Raw genomic sequence first — 15,021 nt, forward strand, 5'->3', positions numbered from 1 at the left:
TCCCGCCTTAAACTGCTAACGTGTTCACACGACGGTTGCCGTAGATGAGGTTGATCAAGGCGCGAGACACAAAGACTGCGCTATACATTGAAGTCAAAATCCCGATGCAATGCACCCAAGCAAAACCACGAATCGCACCCGAACCAAAAATCAATAGCGCCAATCCGGCGATCAAGGTGGTGATATTCGAATCCAAAATGGTTGCAAACGCATGGTCATAACCGTTTTTGATTGCCAATTGCGGTGTTGCGCCATTGCGTAACTCTTCACGTACCCGTTCATTAATCAGTACATTGGCATCAATCGCCATCCCTAAGGTTAAGGCAATCGCCGCAATCCCCGGTAATGTGAGTGTAACGCCCAGTAAGGACAGCAAGGCGAGCAAGAACAACAAGTTGGCACCCAGTGCAAGGGTTGAGACCACACCAAATACGCGGTAATAGAACATCATAAATACCGCAATCGCCAAGAACCCATACAAGGTTGAGTTAAAACCCTTGCTGATGTTTTCTTTACCCAATGATGGGCCGATGGTGCGTTCTTCAACGATGTTCATTGGTGCCGCAAGCGAACCGGCGCGAAGCAACAGCGCGGTGTCATTGGCTTCGGCAACGCCCATCGAGCCAGAAATTTGCACGCGACCGCCACCAATTTCTCCACGAACCACCGGCGCAGTAACCACTTCGCCTTTGCCTTTTTCAACCACCAAGATCATTGCCACGCGTTTGCCAACGTTATCGCGCGTTAATACTTTGAAAATCGCTGCGCCAGTTGAGTCTAAGCCTAGATGAACTGCAGGTTCGTTTTTGTCATCAAAGCCCGCTTGTGCGTCGTTGATGTTTTCACCGGTGAGCTCAACTTCTTTTTTCAACAAGATCGGCACATTGCGACCATCGCTACGGCGCTCACTCATTAGCTCGTAACCTGCTGGTACATTGCCATTAATGGCTTCAGTCAGCAGCGCTTGATCATCCGCGACCATGCGTACTTCGAGGGTGGCTGTGCGGCCAAGAATGTCTTTGGCTTTGGCAGTGTCTTGTACACCAGGCAGTTGCACAACAATGCGGCCTTCGCCTTGCTGTTGGATCACGGGTTCCGCCACGCCCAGTTCATTCACCCGATTGTGTAGCGTGGTGATGTTTTGTAAAACGGCGTCATTTTTAAGCTTGGTAATCTCGGCAGCTGGATAGGTGATGACGAGTTTGTAAGTGCCATTTTCGGCAACGTCTTGAACTTTTAGATTGCCCAAGATTTTACGTACTGCGAAATTAGCAGCTTTCAGCGTTGCTTCGTCGCGCAGTTGTACTTCAACGCGATCACGTTCGCGGCTCACTTTGCCGTAACGGATTTTTTTGTCTTTGAGTTCGCGGCGAACGTCGCCGGCGGTTTTTTTCAAGGGCTTTATCTACCGCCGCTTTCATGTCTACTTCAAGCAAGAAGTGCACGCCACCGCGTAAATCTAGACCCAGTACCATCGGTTTGGCATGCAGTTTGCTGAGCCAAACTGGCGTGTCTGAAATTAAATTTAACGCCACGATATAGTCGTCGCCCAAGGCCGCTTGGATTGCATCTTTGGCTTTGAGTTGGGTGTCGGTATCTTTAAAGCGAACTTTGACTGAAGTGCCTTCGAAATAGCTGTCAACCGGTGTGACGCCGATGGCCTTTAGAATCGTATCGGCGCGTGCCACCATGGCATCGCTGACTTTAATCGTTGCTCGGGCGCTAGAGATTTGCAGCGCAGGGCTTTCACCGTAGAAATTAGGAATCGTGTAAATCGCTGCAATCAGAATCGACGCAACAATAAGAAGGTACTTCCAAAGAGGATAGCGGTTCATGCTTGGGCCCCAACAAATACGGCAGCAAGGCTGCCGTATCATTGATTATTTATTGTTTTTTAGGGTGCCTTTTTCCAGGCGCTGACCGATGGCCGCACGCTGAACTAAGATCTCAACATTGTCTGACAATTCAAGCGTAACAAATTGGTCGTTTAATTTAACGATTTTGCCTACGACGCCACCGGTGGTGATGACTTCGTCATTTTTTTGCAGTGCTTCGAGCATGGCACGAAGTTCTTTTGCTTTTTTCTGTTGTGGGCGAATCATTAAAAACCAGAAAATCGCAAAAATAGCGATCATTGGCAAAAATGACATAAAGCTTGCTTCTGCGCCTGGCGCAGCAGCATTAGCGAAAGCAGGTGCAATCAAACATATAGTTTCCAGTGTGTAAGCCAAACAAAGGCGGACTATTCTAGCGGGTGTCGCCGCTAAAATCCACCGCTCTGCGTTTCAGAGACGGCATTCATCATGACTAAGATGGGGTAAAAAAGTTCTGCGTTGGGTCATAAAGTGCACAACAAATGCTTGTTTAAGGCAAAAAAATAGCAATGTTGTGGCGATTGCCGCACATCGTCAACTCAGCCAATTCACGTCCTGTGCAAAATACCAACTATTTAATGCAGTATATTTCGGTCGCTTTTATGCATCAAAGGCTACAGGTCGATACCCATTGTGCTTAATTGTTGTTGTGCACAAGTGAATCTTTGTGCGCCCAGTCCGGTGACAACTCGAAATGGCGTACTGCCTATTTGTAAGCGTTGTGCATAGCGCTCAAAGATTGCATTGCGATCAGTGGGGTTTTCTCGCAAGGGATCGGCTTGCCATGGCAAATCCGGCGCACAGAGCAAGATGCCGTCATAGCGCGTGGCTAATTCTAATTGCTCAATCTCTGCCGGGCAGTGGCCAAATTTCACTTCGCTCCAAATTCGGCACACCAATGGCGAGGTATCACAAATCAAATGTGTATGCTGGCGTGCCTCTTCGATTTCTTGCTGAAATTGCCTTTGTGCAATGCGGATGACATCGTTGATGCTGTAATTTTGATGGGGGTGCGTGGCGAAATATTCCCGAGCATATTCAGCAACATAGCCGCATTGAAAGTGCGTCGCCAAAGCCATGCCAAGCGTTGACTTGCCGCAAGATTCAGGTCCAACGATGGCGATTCTCATCGCAGTTTTTTGCGCCAAGTTAGCCAGCCTGTTAGCGCCAAAACAGTCAAAATAAGATACAGCACGGCAGTAAGCTGCAAATCTTTATACCAATAGATACCAGCAGAAATTAAGTCGAGCACAATCCAATAAATCCAGTTTTCTATTTTTTTACGCGCTTGCATCCATTGGGCAATTAATCCAAAAATAAACACGCTGGAATCCAAATATGGCACGTCAGTAGGCAGAAATTGTACTTGAAATTGCGCCACCAGCAACAGCAACACAATGCCGGCAGCATTAATATACAGCCATTCTTTACGACTTAAGCGCTCGATTTTGACAACATCGATTTGGGTTTGATTGCGCCAATGATAAAAGCCATATGCAGCAATGCCGGCATACACCAATTGCAATAGGCTTTCGCCATATAAATGCGCATTTAAAAATAAATACACATATAACAAGCTGGCGATGATTTGCAAAGGCCAAGTAAAACGGTGCTGGCGTGTCGCTAAATAAATCGCGAGTAAACTAATTACAAAGCCAATAATTTCAATCGAACTCATTCAATTTAACCTGTTAATCCATTAAGTCGTTAATGCGTGATACCGAAAGTGGTGTGCTCAGAGTTTTAAGTATCGTCTTGCTGATATGCAGAGAACAGCGTGAAAACACGGTAAATAAATGACATATCAATCTGGAGCTGCATTTTTTTCAGGCCGCAGACTATATTGAATAGAGAAAAAAAGGAAGCCAGAAATGAAAAGCTTTGCCAATGGCCGCTTTATCGTTGAAAAAAAATTAGGGCAGGGCCAGCAGGGCTTGGTGTATTTAGTTAACGATACACACAGCAGCAGCGACGTGTGGCTTTAAAAGTGCTGCATAGTCACGCCATCGAGCAACTTCAATCAGCACAAATCTTAAGCCAATTCAATCATTCAAGTATGGTGAGCCTGTACGAAATCTTGGTGGATCAAGGGCATCCTTGCGTGGTCTTTGAGTGGGTAGAAGGGCAAACAATGGTTGAATATTTGCAATCGACGGGTCCGGTATCGCCCGTCGTTGCAGTGCAATGGATGCTGCGTTTATTAGAGGGGGTTAGCGCTGCGGCCCAACTGGGGGTGACGGTACAAGGCAGTGTATTGCATAACGTTTTTTTTAAACGCCAGTGGCCAAGTTAAGTTAATGGATTTTACCATCAGCCCAGGGATTTTAAATGGTGACGCTGCTTTGCTATCTGAAGCGATCGGTCGCCGGATTGATCGTCAATCAGCAGTGGTTTTTGCTTATGGTTTGATGTTGTATCAGCTGTTAAGTGGCCAATATTTAACGCCGGATGCGCTGCCTGAGGTGCTAACAGCCATTGCGAGTGGGACGTTGTCATCAACGCACGATGTGGCGATTGATCCGCAATTAAATCATTTGCTGATGATGGCGCTGTGCGAGGGCGAAAAACCTGCTTATGCCGATATTGGCGCATTGCAAATGGCACTCTCGGCATGGCTACTCAGTAGCGAGGGTCAGCAAGCTCATGCAGCGCAGCGTAATAGTACCTTTGATTTTTTGTTGCGGCGAATGCGCCATACCGCCGACTTTCCATCGCTGTCGCAAACCATTAGTGCCATAAATAAACTCAATGATATTGAAGGAGAGCGTTTGCAAAATCTATCGAGCGTGATTTTGCAGGATTTTTCTTTAACCAATAAATTACTCAAAATGGTCAATTCGGCCACTTATGGTCAATTTGGTGGTTCGATTAGTACGATTTCGCGGGCCATTGTGATTTTAGGTTTTGATACCGTTCGCAATTTAGCCATTACGATCATGCTGTTTGAGCACATGCAAAACAAGGGGCAGGCCGAGCGTTTGCGTGAGGCGGTATTGCAAAGCTTTTTTGGCGGCATTTTAGCCCGCGAGTTGGGTGTAAAAAGTGCTTGGCGCGATGTTGAGGAGTTACTCATTTGCGGCGTTTTTCAGCACTTGGGTCGGTTGCTGACTTTGTATTATTTTCATGAAGAAAGCTTAGAAATCAATAAACGAGAACAACAAAATCAAGAAAGCGAGTCGGTGGCGGCCGAAGCTGTGCTAGGCATCACCTATCGAGAGCTCGCCGCTTTGGTGATGCACACATGGCATTTCCCGGAGCGGATTACCCAAAGCCTACGTGAATTGCCAAGCGTGCGGCATGTTCCCCAAAATCAAGCTGACCGTTTACGCGTATTTGCTAATTTATCTTCTGATTTATTGCCCTTGGTCGCCCTGTCGGGCAAGGCGTCAACGACGTATTTACAGCAAGTAGCTCAGCGCTATGCCGGAGCAGTTGCTTTCAAAGAGGCTGCTTATCATGAGGTGCTGCGATCTGCGGCACAGCAATATTTGTCTTATTTGTCGATTCTAGGGGTCGATATTCAAGGTAGTGTATTTGCCCGCAGCATTAAGAAACTTGTGATGCTCAGCGATATACCTGCCGAGGGCGTAGAAGTCGATGGCATGCAAGCGGCCGCAATTCGTTTGCAAGAGCCGGCATCAACGCTTAACGCGGCCGCCAGCTTAGCCGCTGGGGTGCAAGACATCACCAATACCATGGTGGGTGAGTTTAAATTAAACGATGTGCTGCGAATGATCTTAGAAACCATGTATCGCAGCGTGGGTTTTGAGCGGGTTTTATTTTGTACGCGAGACATCAAGTCAGCAGGGATGGTGGCACGATTTGGATTTGGTGCGGAAATTGAACGGATTTTGCCGCAGTTTCAATTTAAATTAGAGCCGGTGCTCGACGTATTTCAATGGGTGATCGCGCAGCAAGCGGATGTGCTGGTTGAGGATATTAATGCCCAGAATATTACCGATCGGATTCCTGCTTGGTATCGGGCGCTCGTGCCAGCGCACACTTTGATTGTATTTCCTTTGGTGCTCGATAAAAAAACTATTGGTTTGTTTTACGCAGACAAATGTCAGGCACAATCTTTAGTGATTGCGCCTGAGCAGCTTAATTTGCTAAAAACACTGCGCAATCAGGCGATTTTGGCCATCAAACAAAAGCAACTCAGTGGTTAATGGTGCGCTGCACAAATAAAACTTGACATTCGCTGGTCGCAAGCTAAAAATGACCATTGATGCAGTGCACAATTCAACCATTTGGAGATTCTACATGTTTAATACTCAACAACAGTTTGCTGATCTTGGCCAGGCCCAACTAGAAAAATCTTTACGTTTAACTAATATCGCTTTGAGCGGTGCTGAGCGTTTGTTCCAATTGCAAATGGGTATTGCACGTGATTTGTTGACTGAAAACGCAAAAACAGCAAAAGCTTTGTCGGGTGTTAAGTCAGTTCAAGAATTGGTTGAATTACAAAAAGGCTTAGCGCAACCTAATGTTGAGAAAAGCATTGCAGTTGCGCGTACCGTTTATGAAGCAGCAAGCAGCACGCAAGCTGAATTGAATAAATTGGTTGAAGAGCAAGTGCTTGAGTTCAACAAAAATCTAGTGTCGAGCTTGGATAAAGCTGTAGCGCAAACGCCAGCGGCTAGCCCAGCAGTTGCGGCAATGAAAAAAAAGCGGTTGAGAGTGCAAGCAGCGCTTACGATGCAATCAATAAAACCAGCCAACGCATTGTGACTAACCTCACTGATGCCACTGTTGCTGCAGTAGAAACTAGCGCAAAAACTGTTGCGCACGCTGCAAAGTAATTCGGTTTGACACATAAAAAAATCGACCTTCGGGTCGATTTTTTTATGGCTACACATTGTGTGCTATTGCAATAGCGCACAGTGTGTATTGGCGTTTATTTCAATTGCTGCAGCAAGTCTTGCAAGATTTGTTTGCTGTTTGCATCGCTTGCGCCACCATTGAGTGGTTTTGCCGTGATACGGGTGCGATCTAGCTCTTGTTTTAACTGAACTTGATATTGCTGCATCGGTGTTTCTTTTGGATTTTCTTTGCTACGCCAAAATGTCAAGCTACCGAGGTAATCGGTTTCTTTTTCTTTCGAAATATTCGCGGCAGCACGTTGTACGATAAATGTGCCTTCATTGCGATTGCGATCTTCTACGGTATAACCAATTCGATCAAAGGCTAGGCCAACACGGCGCCAAGCTCGATCATAAGTGTCTTTAAGCTCGAGCTGATTGCCAGCTGGGTTGAGCGCAGCGCGTGACGCAATGGTGGTTGCTGTTTGCATCGCCGTCGTGGCTTGTTCTTTGCTCATGCCAAATTGCTGCAACATCAATTTAAGCATTTCAGCGTCTAATTCAGGATCTGATGGGCGTGGTGTCCAGATGGTTTTGCCACCGCCGCCAGCGGCAGAAACTTTAGCTTCTTCTGAGCCATCGGCAAACACTTCGCGCATACCGCGATGCGTGACATAAATTTCAACCGTACCTGGTTCAGTACCGCGCTCGATGCGTGTGCGGTAACGATCGAGCTCACCCGTAGAGATGAACCCATCGGCCACTTTACGTAATAAATTGGTGACAAAGTCGCCCGGCAAAGCCGCGCGATTCTCTAGCCAATCCGTTTCCATTACCCCAGTTTGCTCATTGTCTTGTGTGAGCAAAAAGCCATTGCTGAGCCAAAACTCACGCAATTCAGGCCAAATTTTAGCTGGGTCACCCTTAACCACCAGCCAGCGTGCGCCGTTGGCTTGCATGATCTTAGCGTTTTCATAGACCGGCAGCACGCTGCCGTTGTTGCCGCTGGTTTTCTGCGCTTGCGCTTCATTGGCCAAAACGGCGCTCTTCGGAACCGCGTAGTTAGCATTTACACTCACAGCAGTTAGATCAGGCGGTACTTCGAGCGCGTTTTTCGCTAAATTATCGCTGCCACCACGGTAATCAACTTTGCTTTGCATAAGGAGTTGATCAGTTGAGCAACCCATTAGGCTGCCAATCATGAATGCACTTGATAGATATAAAGCTAATTTCTTTTGCTGCATGTTTGTATCCATAAATGTGGACGACACAAAGTTATAAAGCACCAGCCTGAATAAGCGCTTGGCGCACTATACCCTGAGCACTCTCTGTAAGGCGAGTTAATGGTAGACGAATCCCTTCTGGAACCCAGCCCATTGTTTCTAGTGCCCATTTAACTGGGATCGGATTGGCTTCGATAAATAAGTGTTTATGTAGACCTTGCAAACGATCATTGATGCTTTTTGCGGTTTGAATATCGCCGTTTAATGCCGCCGTACACATTTCATGCATGGCTTTCGGTGCCACATTGGCGGTCACTGAAATTGTGCCGTGCCCGCCCAGCAAAATAAAGGGCAGTGTTGACGCATCGTCGCCGCTATAAAAGGCAAAAATCTTTTGGCGCACGCAGCATTAAATCTGCGGCTCGCTCCATATTGCCAGTCGCGTCTTTAATCCCAACGATATTGGGCAATTGCGCCAATTGCAGTGCAGTATCGTTCGATAAGTCACACACCGTGCGCCCTGGCACGTTATACAGCAGGGTTGGCAAGGCGGTATTTTCTGCGATGGCTTTAAAGTGTAAATACAAACCATGCTGTGATGGTTTGTTGTAATAAGGGACCACGCTTAGACCGTAGTTGGCACCCACTGACAACGCACGTTGTGAGAGGTGAATGGCTTCGCGGGTTGAATTCGCTCCGGTGCCCGCAATGACAGGAACACGGCCCGCCGCTTGTTCGACGACCACTTTAACAATCTCAATATGTTCATCCACTGAGACAGTAGGTGACTCTCCTGTTGTGCCAACGGCCACTAAACCGTCGGTGCCTTGTTCAATATGCCAATCGACCAGCTTTCTAAGCGCTGAGAAATTGATTTGACCATCCGCATCCATCGGAGTGACTAATGCAACTAGGCTTCCTGTGAGCATGAGCAAATTTTACCAGTGAGCAAAAGGGAATCATTCTAACCGAAGCAATTCACTCACGAAACCGACTTATTCCATTCAAGGCATGAAATATTGGCGTTTTTGATGCCGTTGTAATTTTATTTGCCTTAAATTACATCTTTATATGTAATTTAATGTAACAAATGTTTAAGAAGTTGCAAATGCCATTGAGCTTGTTGAGCAAACTCAACAATATGGGAAAACTTGTAGCAGAGAATGAGTTTTTGGTTTTGGTTGTTCTGGAAAAAGTATCGACAAAGATCGAAACCATTCATGCAAAAAACACTGCGCCAATAGCAAGGTGAGCCACAAAATGTCAGGCCGTAATGACATCAAAAGGATCAAGTCTTGTTATAGAAGTGGGTTCGGTGCTGCGTATTTTCAATCTGCTGTTGATTGCTAAATACAAAGGGCATGAATAAGTTCAGCTGTTTCTTCTACGAGCGAATAACACTGCATGCAGTTATGGTGCAGATCACCATTTTGGTGAACATGTAAAAAAAGGGGATGCGTCGTGAATATTTTAGGTTATTTACAAAAAATCGGCCGTGCGCTGATGGTGCCGGTGGCAACTTTGCCAGCCGCCGCAATTATGATGGGTATCGGTTACTGGCTTGATCCAAACGGCTGGGGTGCGGATAGCGCCACTGCAGCCTTTTTGATCAAGGCCGGTGCTGCGATCATCGACAATATGTCGATCTTGTTCGCAGTCGGTGTTGCATACGGTATGTCAAAAGATAAAGACGGTGCTGCGGCACTGGCCGGTTTGGTGGGTTACTACGTTTTGACGACACTATTGTCGCCAGGCGCAGTATCGCAAATCGAAGGCATTGCACTCAAAGACGTGCCTGTCGCTTTTGGTAAAATCAATAACCAATTTATCGGTATCTTAACGGGTGTGATCGCGGCTGAAATTTACAACCGCTTTAGCCAAGTTGAGTTGCACAAAGCCTTGGCCTTCTTTAGTGGCCGTCGTTGTGTGCCAATCATCACTTCGTTTGTGATGATTGTTGTTGCCTTTATCTTGATGGCGATTTGGCCAGTGATTTACAACGGCTTGGTTAACTTCGGTATGAGCATTAAAGATATGGCCCTACAGGTGCTGGTATCTATGCCTTCTTTAACCGTTTGTTGATTCCAGTTGGCTTGCATCATGCTCTGAATTCAGTGTTTTGGTTTGACGTTGCCGGTATTAACGATATCCCTAACTTCTTGGGCGGTGCTAAATCTATCGCTGAAGGCAAAGCGGTTATCGGTGTAACGGGTATCTACCAAGCTGGTTTCTTCCCAATCATGATGTTTGGCTTGCCAGGCGCGGCATTGGCGATTTACCACACTGCAAAACCTGAAAACAAAGCACGCGTTGCATCCATCATGATCGCCGCTGGTTTTTTGCTTCATTCTTTACCGGTGTGACTGAACCGCTTGAATTCTCATTCATGTTCGTAGCACCAGTATTGTATGTATTGCACGCGTTCTTGACCGGTGTATCGGTTTACATCGCAGCAAGCATGCAATGGATTGCTGGTTTTGGCTTTAGTGCTGGTTTGGTGGATATGGTCTTGTCTTCGCGCAACCCATTGGCCAAAGACTGGTTTATGTTGTTAGGTCAAGGTGCAGTATTCTTTGCGGTGTACTACTTCGCTTTCCGTGCAGCGATCACTGCGATGAACTTGAAAACACCAGGTCGTGAAGACGAAATCATCGAAGAAATCGCAACACCAGAATCTGCAGCTGCTTCTGCTGCTGTAGCTTCAGGTAGCACTGGCGAATTGGCCATGGCCTATGTGACTGTGGTTGGTGGCGCGAGCAATGTAACCAACGTTGATGCATGTATCACTCGTTTGCGTTTGTCAGTGGTTGATGCTGACTTGGTGAACGAAGCTGCAGCAAAAAGCTTGGGTGCCAGTGGCGTGATTAAATTGAACAAACAAAGTGTACAAATCATTGTTGGCCCTAAAGCTGAATTGATTGCTGACGCTTTGCGGATTCAGTTGGCGTCTTCAGCAAAAAAGTAATGGAAGTTGCGCCTGCTGCTGCACCAGCAGCGGCGAGCGTAGCACCCGTAGTAAATAGCAATGAAACGATCCTCTTGGCACCGATTAGTGGTGAAGTGATTGCGATCGAAGAAGTACCTGATGCAGCATTTGCGAGTAAAGCGGTTGGTGAAGGTGTTGCCATTCGCCCTACAGGTAAAATCGTTGTCGCGCCTTGTGATGGTGAATTGGTGAAGATTTTCAATACCAATCACGCCTTTGCCTTGGTGACTGATTCAGGCGCTGAATTGATCGTGCATATCGGGATCGAAACAGTGAAGTTAGGCGGGCAAGGTTTTACTCGTCTGGCACAGCAAGGCGCACGTGTGTTAAAGCGGGCGACCCAGTTTTGGAATTGGATCTTGATTATTTAGCAGCCCATGCTGCATCGATCATTAGCCCAGTGATTTTGTCCAATGCCGATCAGTTCCAAGCACTAGAAAGTGTGGCGAGCGGTTCGGTTGAGGCAGGCAAAACAGTGCTGTACACCTTCAAAGCCAAGTAATTAGTTGGCGTTTTAAAAAGCCACGAGTCTGCTCGTGGCTTTTTTGCGTTGAAAGCTAACGCCATTGGCGTATATTGACGCGCTTCACGTTAAGTAGTCGCCTATGTCACACTCAGATGCTTTTCTTTTTCTTGAAGACCACGACCAAGCACGAAGCTGGATTGCGGCGCAAAATCAACGCTGCCGTGTGGCAATAGATGCTGATCCAAAATTTGCGCTAATGACTGAGCAAATCTTGCAATTTAGCCAAAGCCAACAGCAAATCCCGTACTTTGCCCAGCATGGTGACTGGCTGTATCACTTTTACCAAGGCAGCACCCAGCCGCGCGCGGCGTTTATCGCCGCACGACATTGGCGTCGTACCAAAGCCCCGACCCGCAATGGCACATTGTTTTTGACTTAGACCAATTGGCGGCAGATGAAGGGGTTGAATGGCAGTTGGCTGGGATTTCGCACTGCATTTTGCAAGCTAATTTGTGCCTTATTAGCTTGAGTGTGAGTGGGTCAGACGGGCATGTTTGCCGTGAATATGATGTAGAGCAGCAAGGTTTTGTTGCAAACAGCTTTCATTTTCCTTTTGGCAAAAATGTCATTCATTGGCGCGACGCCAATAGTGTTTTTGTTGCCCCAGCATGGGATGAAAGCCAACTGACGCAAGCGGGCTTGCCGTGTGAGGTGTGGTTGCTGCAGCGCGGGCAAGATTGGGATGACGCCGATAATTTGGTGGTGCTACCAGAAACAGCACTCAGAGCGCAAGCATGGCGTTTTTTAGATGGTAACCTGACCGCATTGGATGTGATCGAAGCCGCGCACAGCTTGGATCAAAAAGCCTATTACCATCTGGATGATGACTTGCAATTGCAGCATTTGCCGCTGCCGTTACGTTGTGATGTTTTGGCGTATAGCCATGGTGATTTAATCGTTAAATTGGCCAGCAATTGGTCGCGACAAGGGCAGGATTACCCATCGGGCGCATTGCTGGCGGTGGCGTGCGATGCAAAAACCGCGCAATTGGGTCGAATTGAACTGCTCATTGCACCAACGGCGCAGCAAAGCATTCAGACCATTGAGGCCACATTGAGCGGCATCGTGGTGGCGATGCTCGATTGCGTTTAAAAGTCGGGTGCTTGGCTTTGTTTGGCAACAAGGGGCGTGGCAGCAGCAAGCCAATTTATTGCCTGATGGCGGCGTGATCGAGTTTGTGGATCAGCCTTGGCAAACCGATGTTTTGTATTTCAACTACAGCGATTTTTTGCACCCAGCCACGCTGTACCGTTACGATTTACTCGGCCAACAGACGCCAGAAATACTACGCCAACAACTGCCGGCTTTTGATAGCCAGCATTTTATTCAACAGCAACGCTTTGCTCGTGCCAAAGATGGCACGCCGATTCCGTACTTTATCGTGCATCATCAATCTTTGGTTTTGGACGGGCAAACACCGACCCTGCTGTATGGTTACGGTGGGTTTGCGCAGTCTTTGCTGCCGTATTACGTCGACAATTTGGGCCCGCAATGGTTGGCTAAAGGAGGGGCTTTTGTCGTGGCCAATATTCGCGGCGGTGGCGAGTTTGGCCCCGCTTGGCATCAGGCGGCGCAAGGCGCTGCGCGGCAGACGAGTTTTGATGACTTTATTGCCATTGCTGAAGACTTGATTGCACAAGGGTTTACATCGCCACGGCGGCTGGCTATCCAAGGTGGCAGCCATGGCGGTTTATTGGTCGGGGCTTGTTTGACTCAGCGCCCTGAATTATTTAAAGCCGTTGTTTGCGAAGCGCCTTTGCTCGATATGCTGCGCTACCCCGAGCTAGGGGCGGGCGCCAGTTGGTTGGCCGAGTATGGTGACCCAGCGATTGCCGAGCAAGGTGCTGTTTTGGCGGCGTATTCGCCGTACCAGCATGTCGCCCCCGCCAGCGAGCAAACTTATCCTGCCGTATTGCTAAGCTGTGCCAGTTGTGATGATCGCGTTCATCCGGCGCACGCAAGGAAAATGGCGGCCAAACTGCTTGAGCAAGGACATCAGGTGCTGTTTTTTGAAAAAGCGCAAGGCGGCCATCAGTACGGTTATTCGGCGCTAGAAACCGCTCAAGAGCTCAGTCGTACCTTGGTTTTTTTGCAGCAACAATTGATGGGTTAATGGGACTGCATGGTAGGTATTTAATTCTGGCGTTTATTGGCCAAGCGCTAGATTAATATACCCATCAGCGTTGGGGTTTCTTGTTCCAATAGCCAGCGGCGATTTCAAAGCAGTGCTCAGGCAGCGACTCCACTTGTTGCACCAGATGGTTTTGCGCGTCGCGAATCGCTTGGTTGTAGATGTGTGGACCGATTTCGCGCAGTACAAAATCCAGCACCAAAGTCGCTTGCAGCTCGCCAATGTCGGTGTCGAGCTCTTCTCGGCAATAGCGTTGAATGGCGTGCTGTAATTGTGGGTGTAGTGATTTTTCGATTTGAATGCTCATATTTGGTCAGTAGCTGTGTTTGAGGTTGATTGCTAGGGTGTAAGCGAGTGCTGATTTTGCAGCGCTTAGTTTGGCCAGATAGCGCCTAAAATGCGTGGGCCTTGCGCGCCGGTCACGGCAGGTAGATTAGCGCTGGCGCGGGTTATGCAGCGCTCGGCCAGCCATGCAAATGCAAAAGCTTCCACCCAATCTGGATGGATGCCAGCGCTGGCGGTACTGCTGACTGGGCAAGAGAGTTGCTGGGCCAATAGATGCATCAACTGCTGATTATGCGCGCCACCGCCACAAACCAATACTTCATCTGGCGTGCCTTGACTTAAAATGGCTTGGCTGATGCTGTTGGCGGTCAGGGCGCATAAAGTCGCTTGCACGTCTGCAGGTTTGTCGTTCCGGCCTGCCAAGTGCTGATCTAGCCAAGTTTGGTGAAATAAATCACGCCCCGTGCTTTTGGGGGCGGGTTGCGCAAAAAATGGCTCGGTGAGCATGTCTGCCAGTAGATCGGGCAAAATTTGACCGCTGGCAGCCCAAGCGCCATCGGCATCGTAATTCGCCCCTCGGTGCTGGTAAATCCACAGGTCCATCAATACATTGCCCGGGCCACTATCAAAGCCAGTAATACGCTGGTCTTGACCTAGCCAGCTTAAATTGGCTATGCCGCCAATATTCAGAATTACCCGATTTTGATTTGGGCTAGCAAAAACCGCTTGGTGAAATGCGGGAACTAGCGGTGCACCTTGCCCGCCCGCAGCCACATCTCGAGAACGAAAATCACCGACCACGGTAATGCCAGTATGCTCAGCAAGCAGTGCATGGTTACCGATTTGCAGTGTATACCCCAGCTCAGGGCGATGACGAATGGTTTGGCCGTGATTGCCAATGGCCATAATGGCGTTGGGCTTGAGTTGCGCTTTCTCGAGTAGCGTCGCCACTACCGCAGCACAGGCCAGGCTATGAGCATTCGCGGCGAGTTGCGCCAAGTGGATTTCATCGTGCGACGCGCTTTGTAATTGCAATAATTGCGAACGCAGTCGTGGCGGCAGTGGCGCGCCCAAGCTGGCGACCAGGCGTGGAGCAGTGCCTTGCATGTCGACGATGACTGCGTCGATACCATCCAAGCTCGTACCTGTCATGAGCCCAATATAAAGATTACTCTGCGCCATTGCCGCTACATC

Annotated in this window: 17 protein-coding genes and 2 pseudogenes; 11 read left to right on the forward strand and 8 right to left on the reverse strand. The window is 48.2% G+C overall.

Translation table 11 applies throughout. From position 1 onward, the window contains the following. Window positions 1-7: 7 nt before the first annotated feature. The 4 genes and pseudogenes from secD to pnuC form a co-directional block, all read right to left on the reverse strand. Window positions 8-1,835 (reverse strand): annotated as a pseudogene (gene secD / locus GKO28_RS17260) (protein translocase subunit SecD). 45 nt (window positions 1,836-1,880) lie between these two features. Then, window positions 1,881-2,150, reverse strand: coding sequence for a preprotein translocase subunit YajC (gene yajC, locus GKO28_RS17265; protein ID WP_182077521.1), 270 nt, complete (start codon window positions 2,148-2,150; stop codon window positions 1,881-1,883). A gap of 338 nt (window positions 2,151-2,488) precedes the next feature. Next, window positions 2,489-3,022 carry an AAA family ATPase gene (locus GKO28_RS17270; RefSeq protein WP_203564251.1) on the reverse strand — a complete coding sequence of 178 codons (534 nt, stop codon included), beginning with the start codon at window positions 3,020-3,022 and terminating at the stop codon, window positions 2,489-2,491. After that, window positions 3,001-3,552: a nicotinamide riboside transporter PnuC gene (gene pnuC, locus GKO28_RS17275; protein WP_182077209.1), complete on the reverse strand. Its 552-nt coding sequence runs from the start codon at window positions 3,550-3,552 to the stop codon at window positions 3,001-3,003. Before pnuC ends, GKO28_RS17270 begins: the two co-directional genes overlap by 22 nt. A gap of 297 nt (window positions 3,553-3,849) precedes the next feature. Here pnuC and GKO28_RS17280 point away from each other — a divergent pair, with 297 nt between their 5' ends. The 3 genes from GKO28_RS17280 to GKO28_RS17290 all read left to right on the forward strand — a co-directional run bounded on the left by GKO28_RS17280 (window position 3,850) and on the right by GKO28_RS17290 (window position 6,605). Next, the gene (locus tag GKO28_RS17280) at window positions 3,850-4,167 is read left to right on the forward strand and encodes a protein kinase (protein ID WP_182077210.1); all 318 of its coding nucleotides are present in this window, start codon (window positions 3,850-3,852) and stop codon (window positions 4,165-4,167) included. Window positions 4,168-4,171: 4 nt separating this feature from the next. Further along, complete coding sequence (locus tag GKO28_RS17285; RefSeq protein WP_182077211.1) at window positions 4,172-6,043, forward strand: HDOD domain-containing protein; 1,872 nt, start codon at window positions 4,172-4,174, stop codon at window positions 6,041-6,043. A gap of 94 nt (window positions 6,044-6,137) precedes the next feature. Then, the gene (locus GKO28_RS17290) at window positions 6,138-6,605 is read left to right on the forward strand and encodes a phasin family protein (RefSeq protein ID WP_182077212.1); all 468 of its coding nucleotides are present in this window, start codon (window positions 6,138-6,140) and stop codon (window positions 6,603-6,605) included. A 166-nt stretch (window positions 6,606-6,771) separates the two neighbouring features. On the opposite strand, the gene bamC is transcribed toward GKO28_RS17290, so the two are convergent. Then, a complete protein-coding gene (bamC, locus tag GKO28_RS17295; protein ID WP_182077213.1) occupies window positions 6,772-7,920 on the reverse strand; it encodes an outer membrane protein assembly factor BamC in 1,149 nt (382 codons plus the stop codon). A gap of 31 nt (window positions 7,921-7,951) precedes the next feature. Next, window positions 7,952-8,828: pseudogene (dapA, locus tag GKO28_RS17300) on the reverse strand (4-hydroxy-tetrahydrodipicolinate synthase). A 532-nt stretch (window positions 8,829-9,360) separates the two neighbouring features. Here dapA and GKO28_RS21980 point away from each other — a divergent pair. From GKO28_RS21980 to GKO28_RS22475, 8 genes are all read left to right on the forward strand, one after another. Further along, on the forward strand, window positions 9,361-9,981 hold the full coding sequence (locus tag GKO28_RS21980; protein WP_203564252.1) for a PTS transporter subunit EIIC: 621 nt from the start codon (window positions 9,361-9,363) through the stop codon (window positions 9,979-9,981). A gap of 11 nt (window positions 9,982-9,992) precedes the next feature. After that, window positions 9,993-10,262: a PTS transporter subunit EIIC gene (locus tag GKO28_RS21985; protein WP_282099361.1), complete on the forward strand. Its 270-nt coding sequence runs from the start codon at window positions 9,993-9,995 to the stop codon at window positions 10,260-10,262. Beyond that, window positions 10,259-10,864, forward strand: a complete 606-nt coding sequence (locus GKO28_RS22470) for a glucose PTS transporter subunit EIIB (protein WP_203564254.1) — start codon at window positions 10,259-10,261, stop codon at window positions 10,862-10,864. The genes GKO28_RS21985 and GKO28_RS22470 overlap by 4 nt, the downstream gene beginning before the upstream one ends. Then, window positions 10,864-11,256: a glucose PTS transporter subunit IIA gene (locus GKO28_RS17320; protein WP_182077214.1), complete on the forward strand. Its 393-nt coding sequence runs from the start codon at window positions 10,864-10,866 to the stop codon at window positions 11,254-11,256. Before GKO28_RS22470 ends, GKO28_RS17320 begins: the two co-directional genes overlap by 1 nt. Next, complete coding sequence (locus tag GKO28_RS20590; RefSeq protein ID WP_182077215.1) at window positions 11,232-11,387, forward strand: hypothetical protein; 156 nt, start codon at window positions 11,232-11,234, stop codon at window positions 11,385-11,387. Before GKO28_RS17320 ends, GKO28_RS20590 begins: the two co-directional genes overlap by 25 nt. A gap of 103 nt (window positions 11,388-11,490) precedes the next feature. Then, the gene (locus tag GKO28_RS20595; protein ID WP_247646620.1) at window positions 11,491-11,790 is read left to right on the forward strand and encodes a hypothetical protein; all 300 of its coding nucleotides are present in this window, start codon (window positions 11,491-11,493) and stop codon (window positions 11,788-11,790) included. Further along, the gene (locus GKO28_RS20600) at window positions 11,739-12,503 is read left to right on the forward strand and encodes a hypothetical protein (RefSeq protein WP_247646621.1); all 765 of its coding nucleotides are present in this window, start codon (window positions 11,739-11,741) and stop codon (window positions 12,501-12,503) included. Before GKO28_RS20595 ends, GKO28_RS20600 begins: the two co-directional genes overlap by 52 nt. Window positions 12,504-12,510: 7 nt before the next feature. Beyond that, window positions 12,511-13,524 carry a prolyl oligopeptidase family serine peptidase gene (locus GKO28_RS22475; RefSeq protein ID WP_307839057.1) on the forward strand — a complete coding sequence of 338 codons (1,014 nt, stop codon included), beginning with the start codon at window positions 12,511-12,513 and terminating at the stop codon, window positions 13,522-13,524. A gap of 64 nt (window positions 13,525-13,588) precedes the next feature. Here GKO28_RS22475 and GKO28_RS17330 read toward each other — a convergent pair whose 3' ends face one another. Then, on the reverse strand, window positions 13,589-13,849 hold the full coding sequence (locus GKO28_RS17330; RefSeq protein WP_182077216.1) for a DUF2164 domain-containing protein: 261 nt from the start codon (window positions 13,847-13,849) through the stop codon (window positions 13,589-13,591). Window positions 13,850-13,914: 65 nt separating this feature from the next. Continuing rightward, window positions 13,915-15,009 (reverse strand): anhydro-N-acetylmuramic acid kinase, encoded by a 1,095-nt coding sequence (locus GKO28_RS17335; RefSeq protein ID WP_182077217.1) that lies wholly within the window; start codon window positions 15,007-15,009, stop codon window positions 13,915-13,917. Window positions 15,010-15,021 lie beyond the last annotated feature (12 nt).

Source organism: Deefgea sp. CFH1-16, from assembly GCF_016881365.1.
In the GTDB taxonomy this organism is placed as follows: Bacteria; Pseudomonadota; Gammaproteobacteria; order Burkholderiales; family Chitinibacteraceae; genus Deefgea.

Coding starts and splice junctions, on each gene's coding strand:
- bamC (WP_182077213.1), bottom strand. CDS start 7,920: ATGCAGCAAAAGAAATTAGCTTTATATCTATCAAGTGCATTCATGATT.
- GKO28_RS17285 (WP_182077211.1), top strand. CDS start 4,172: ATGGATTTTACCATCAGCCCAGGGATTTTAAATGGTGACGCTGCTTTG.
- GKO28_RS17335 (WP_182077217.1), bottom strand. CDS start 15,009: ATGGCGCAGAGTAATCTTTATATTGGGCTCATGACAGGTACGAGCTTG.
- GKO28_RS17290 (WP_182077212.1), top strand. CDS start 6,138: ATGTTTAATACTCAACAACAGTTTGCTGATCTTGGCCAGGCCCAACTA.
- pnuC (WP_182077209.1), bottom strand. CDS start 3,552: ATGAGTTCGATTGAAATTATTGGCTTTGTAATTAGTTTACTCGCGATT.
- yajC (WP_182077521.1), bottom strand. CDS start 2,150: ATGTCATTTTTGCCAATGATCGCTATTTTTGCGATTTTCTGGTTTTTA.
- GKO28_RS17330 (WP_182077216.1), bottom strand. CDS start 13,849: ATGAGCATTCAAATCGAAAAATCACTACACCCACAATTACAGCACGCC.
- GKO28_RS17320 (WP_182077214.1), top strand. CDS start 10,864: ATGGAAGTTGCGCCTGCTGCTGCACCAGCAGCGGCGAGCGTAGCACCC.
- GKO28_RS20595 (WP_247646620.1), top strand. CDS start 11,491: ATGTCACACTCAGATGCTTTTCTTTTTCTTGAAGACCACGACCAAGCA.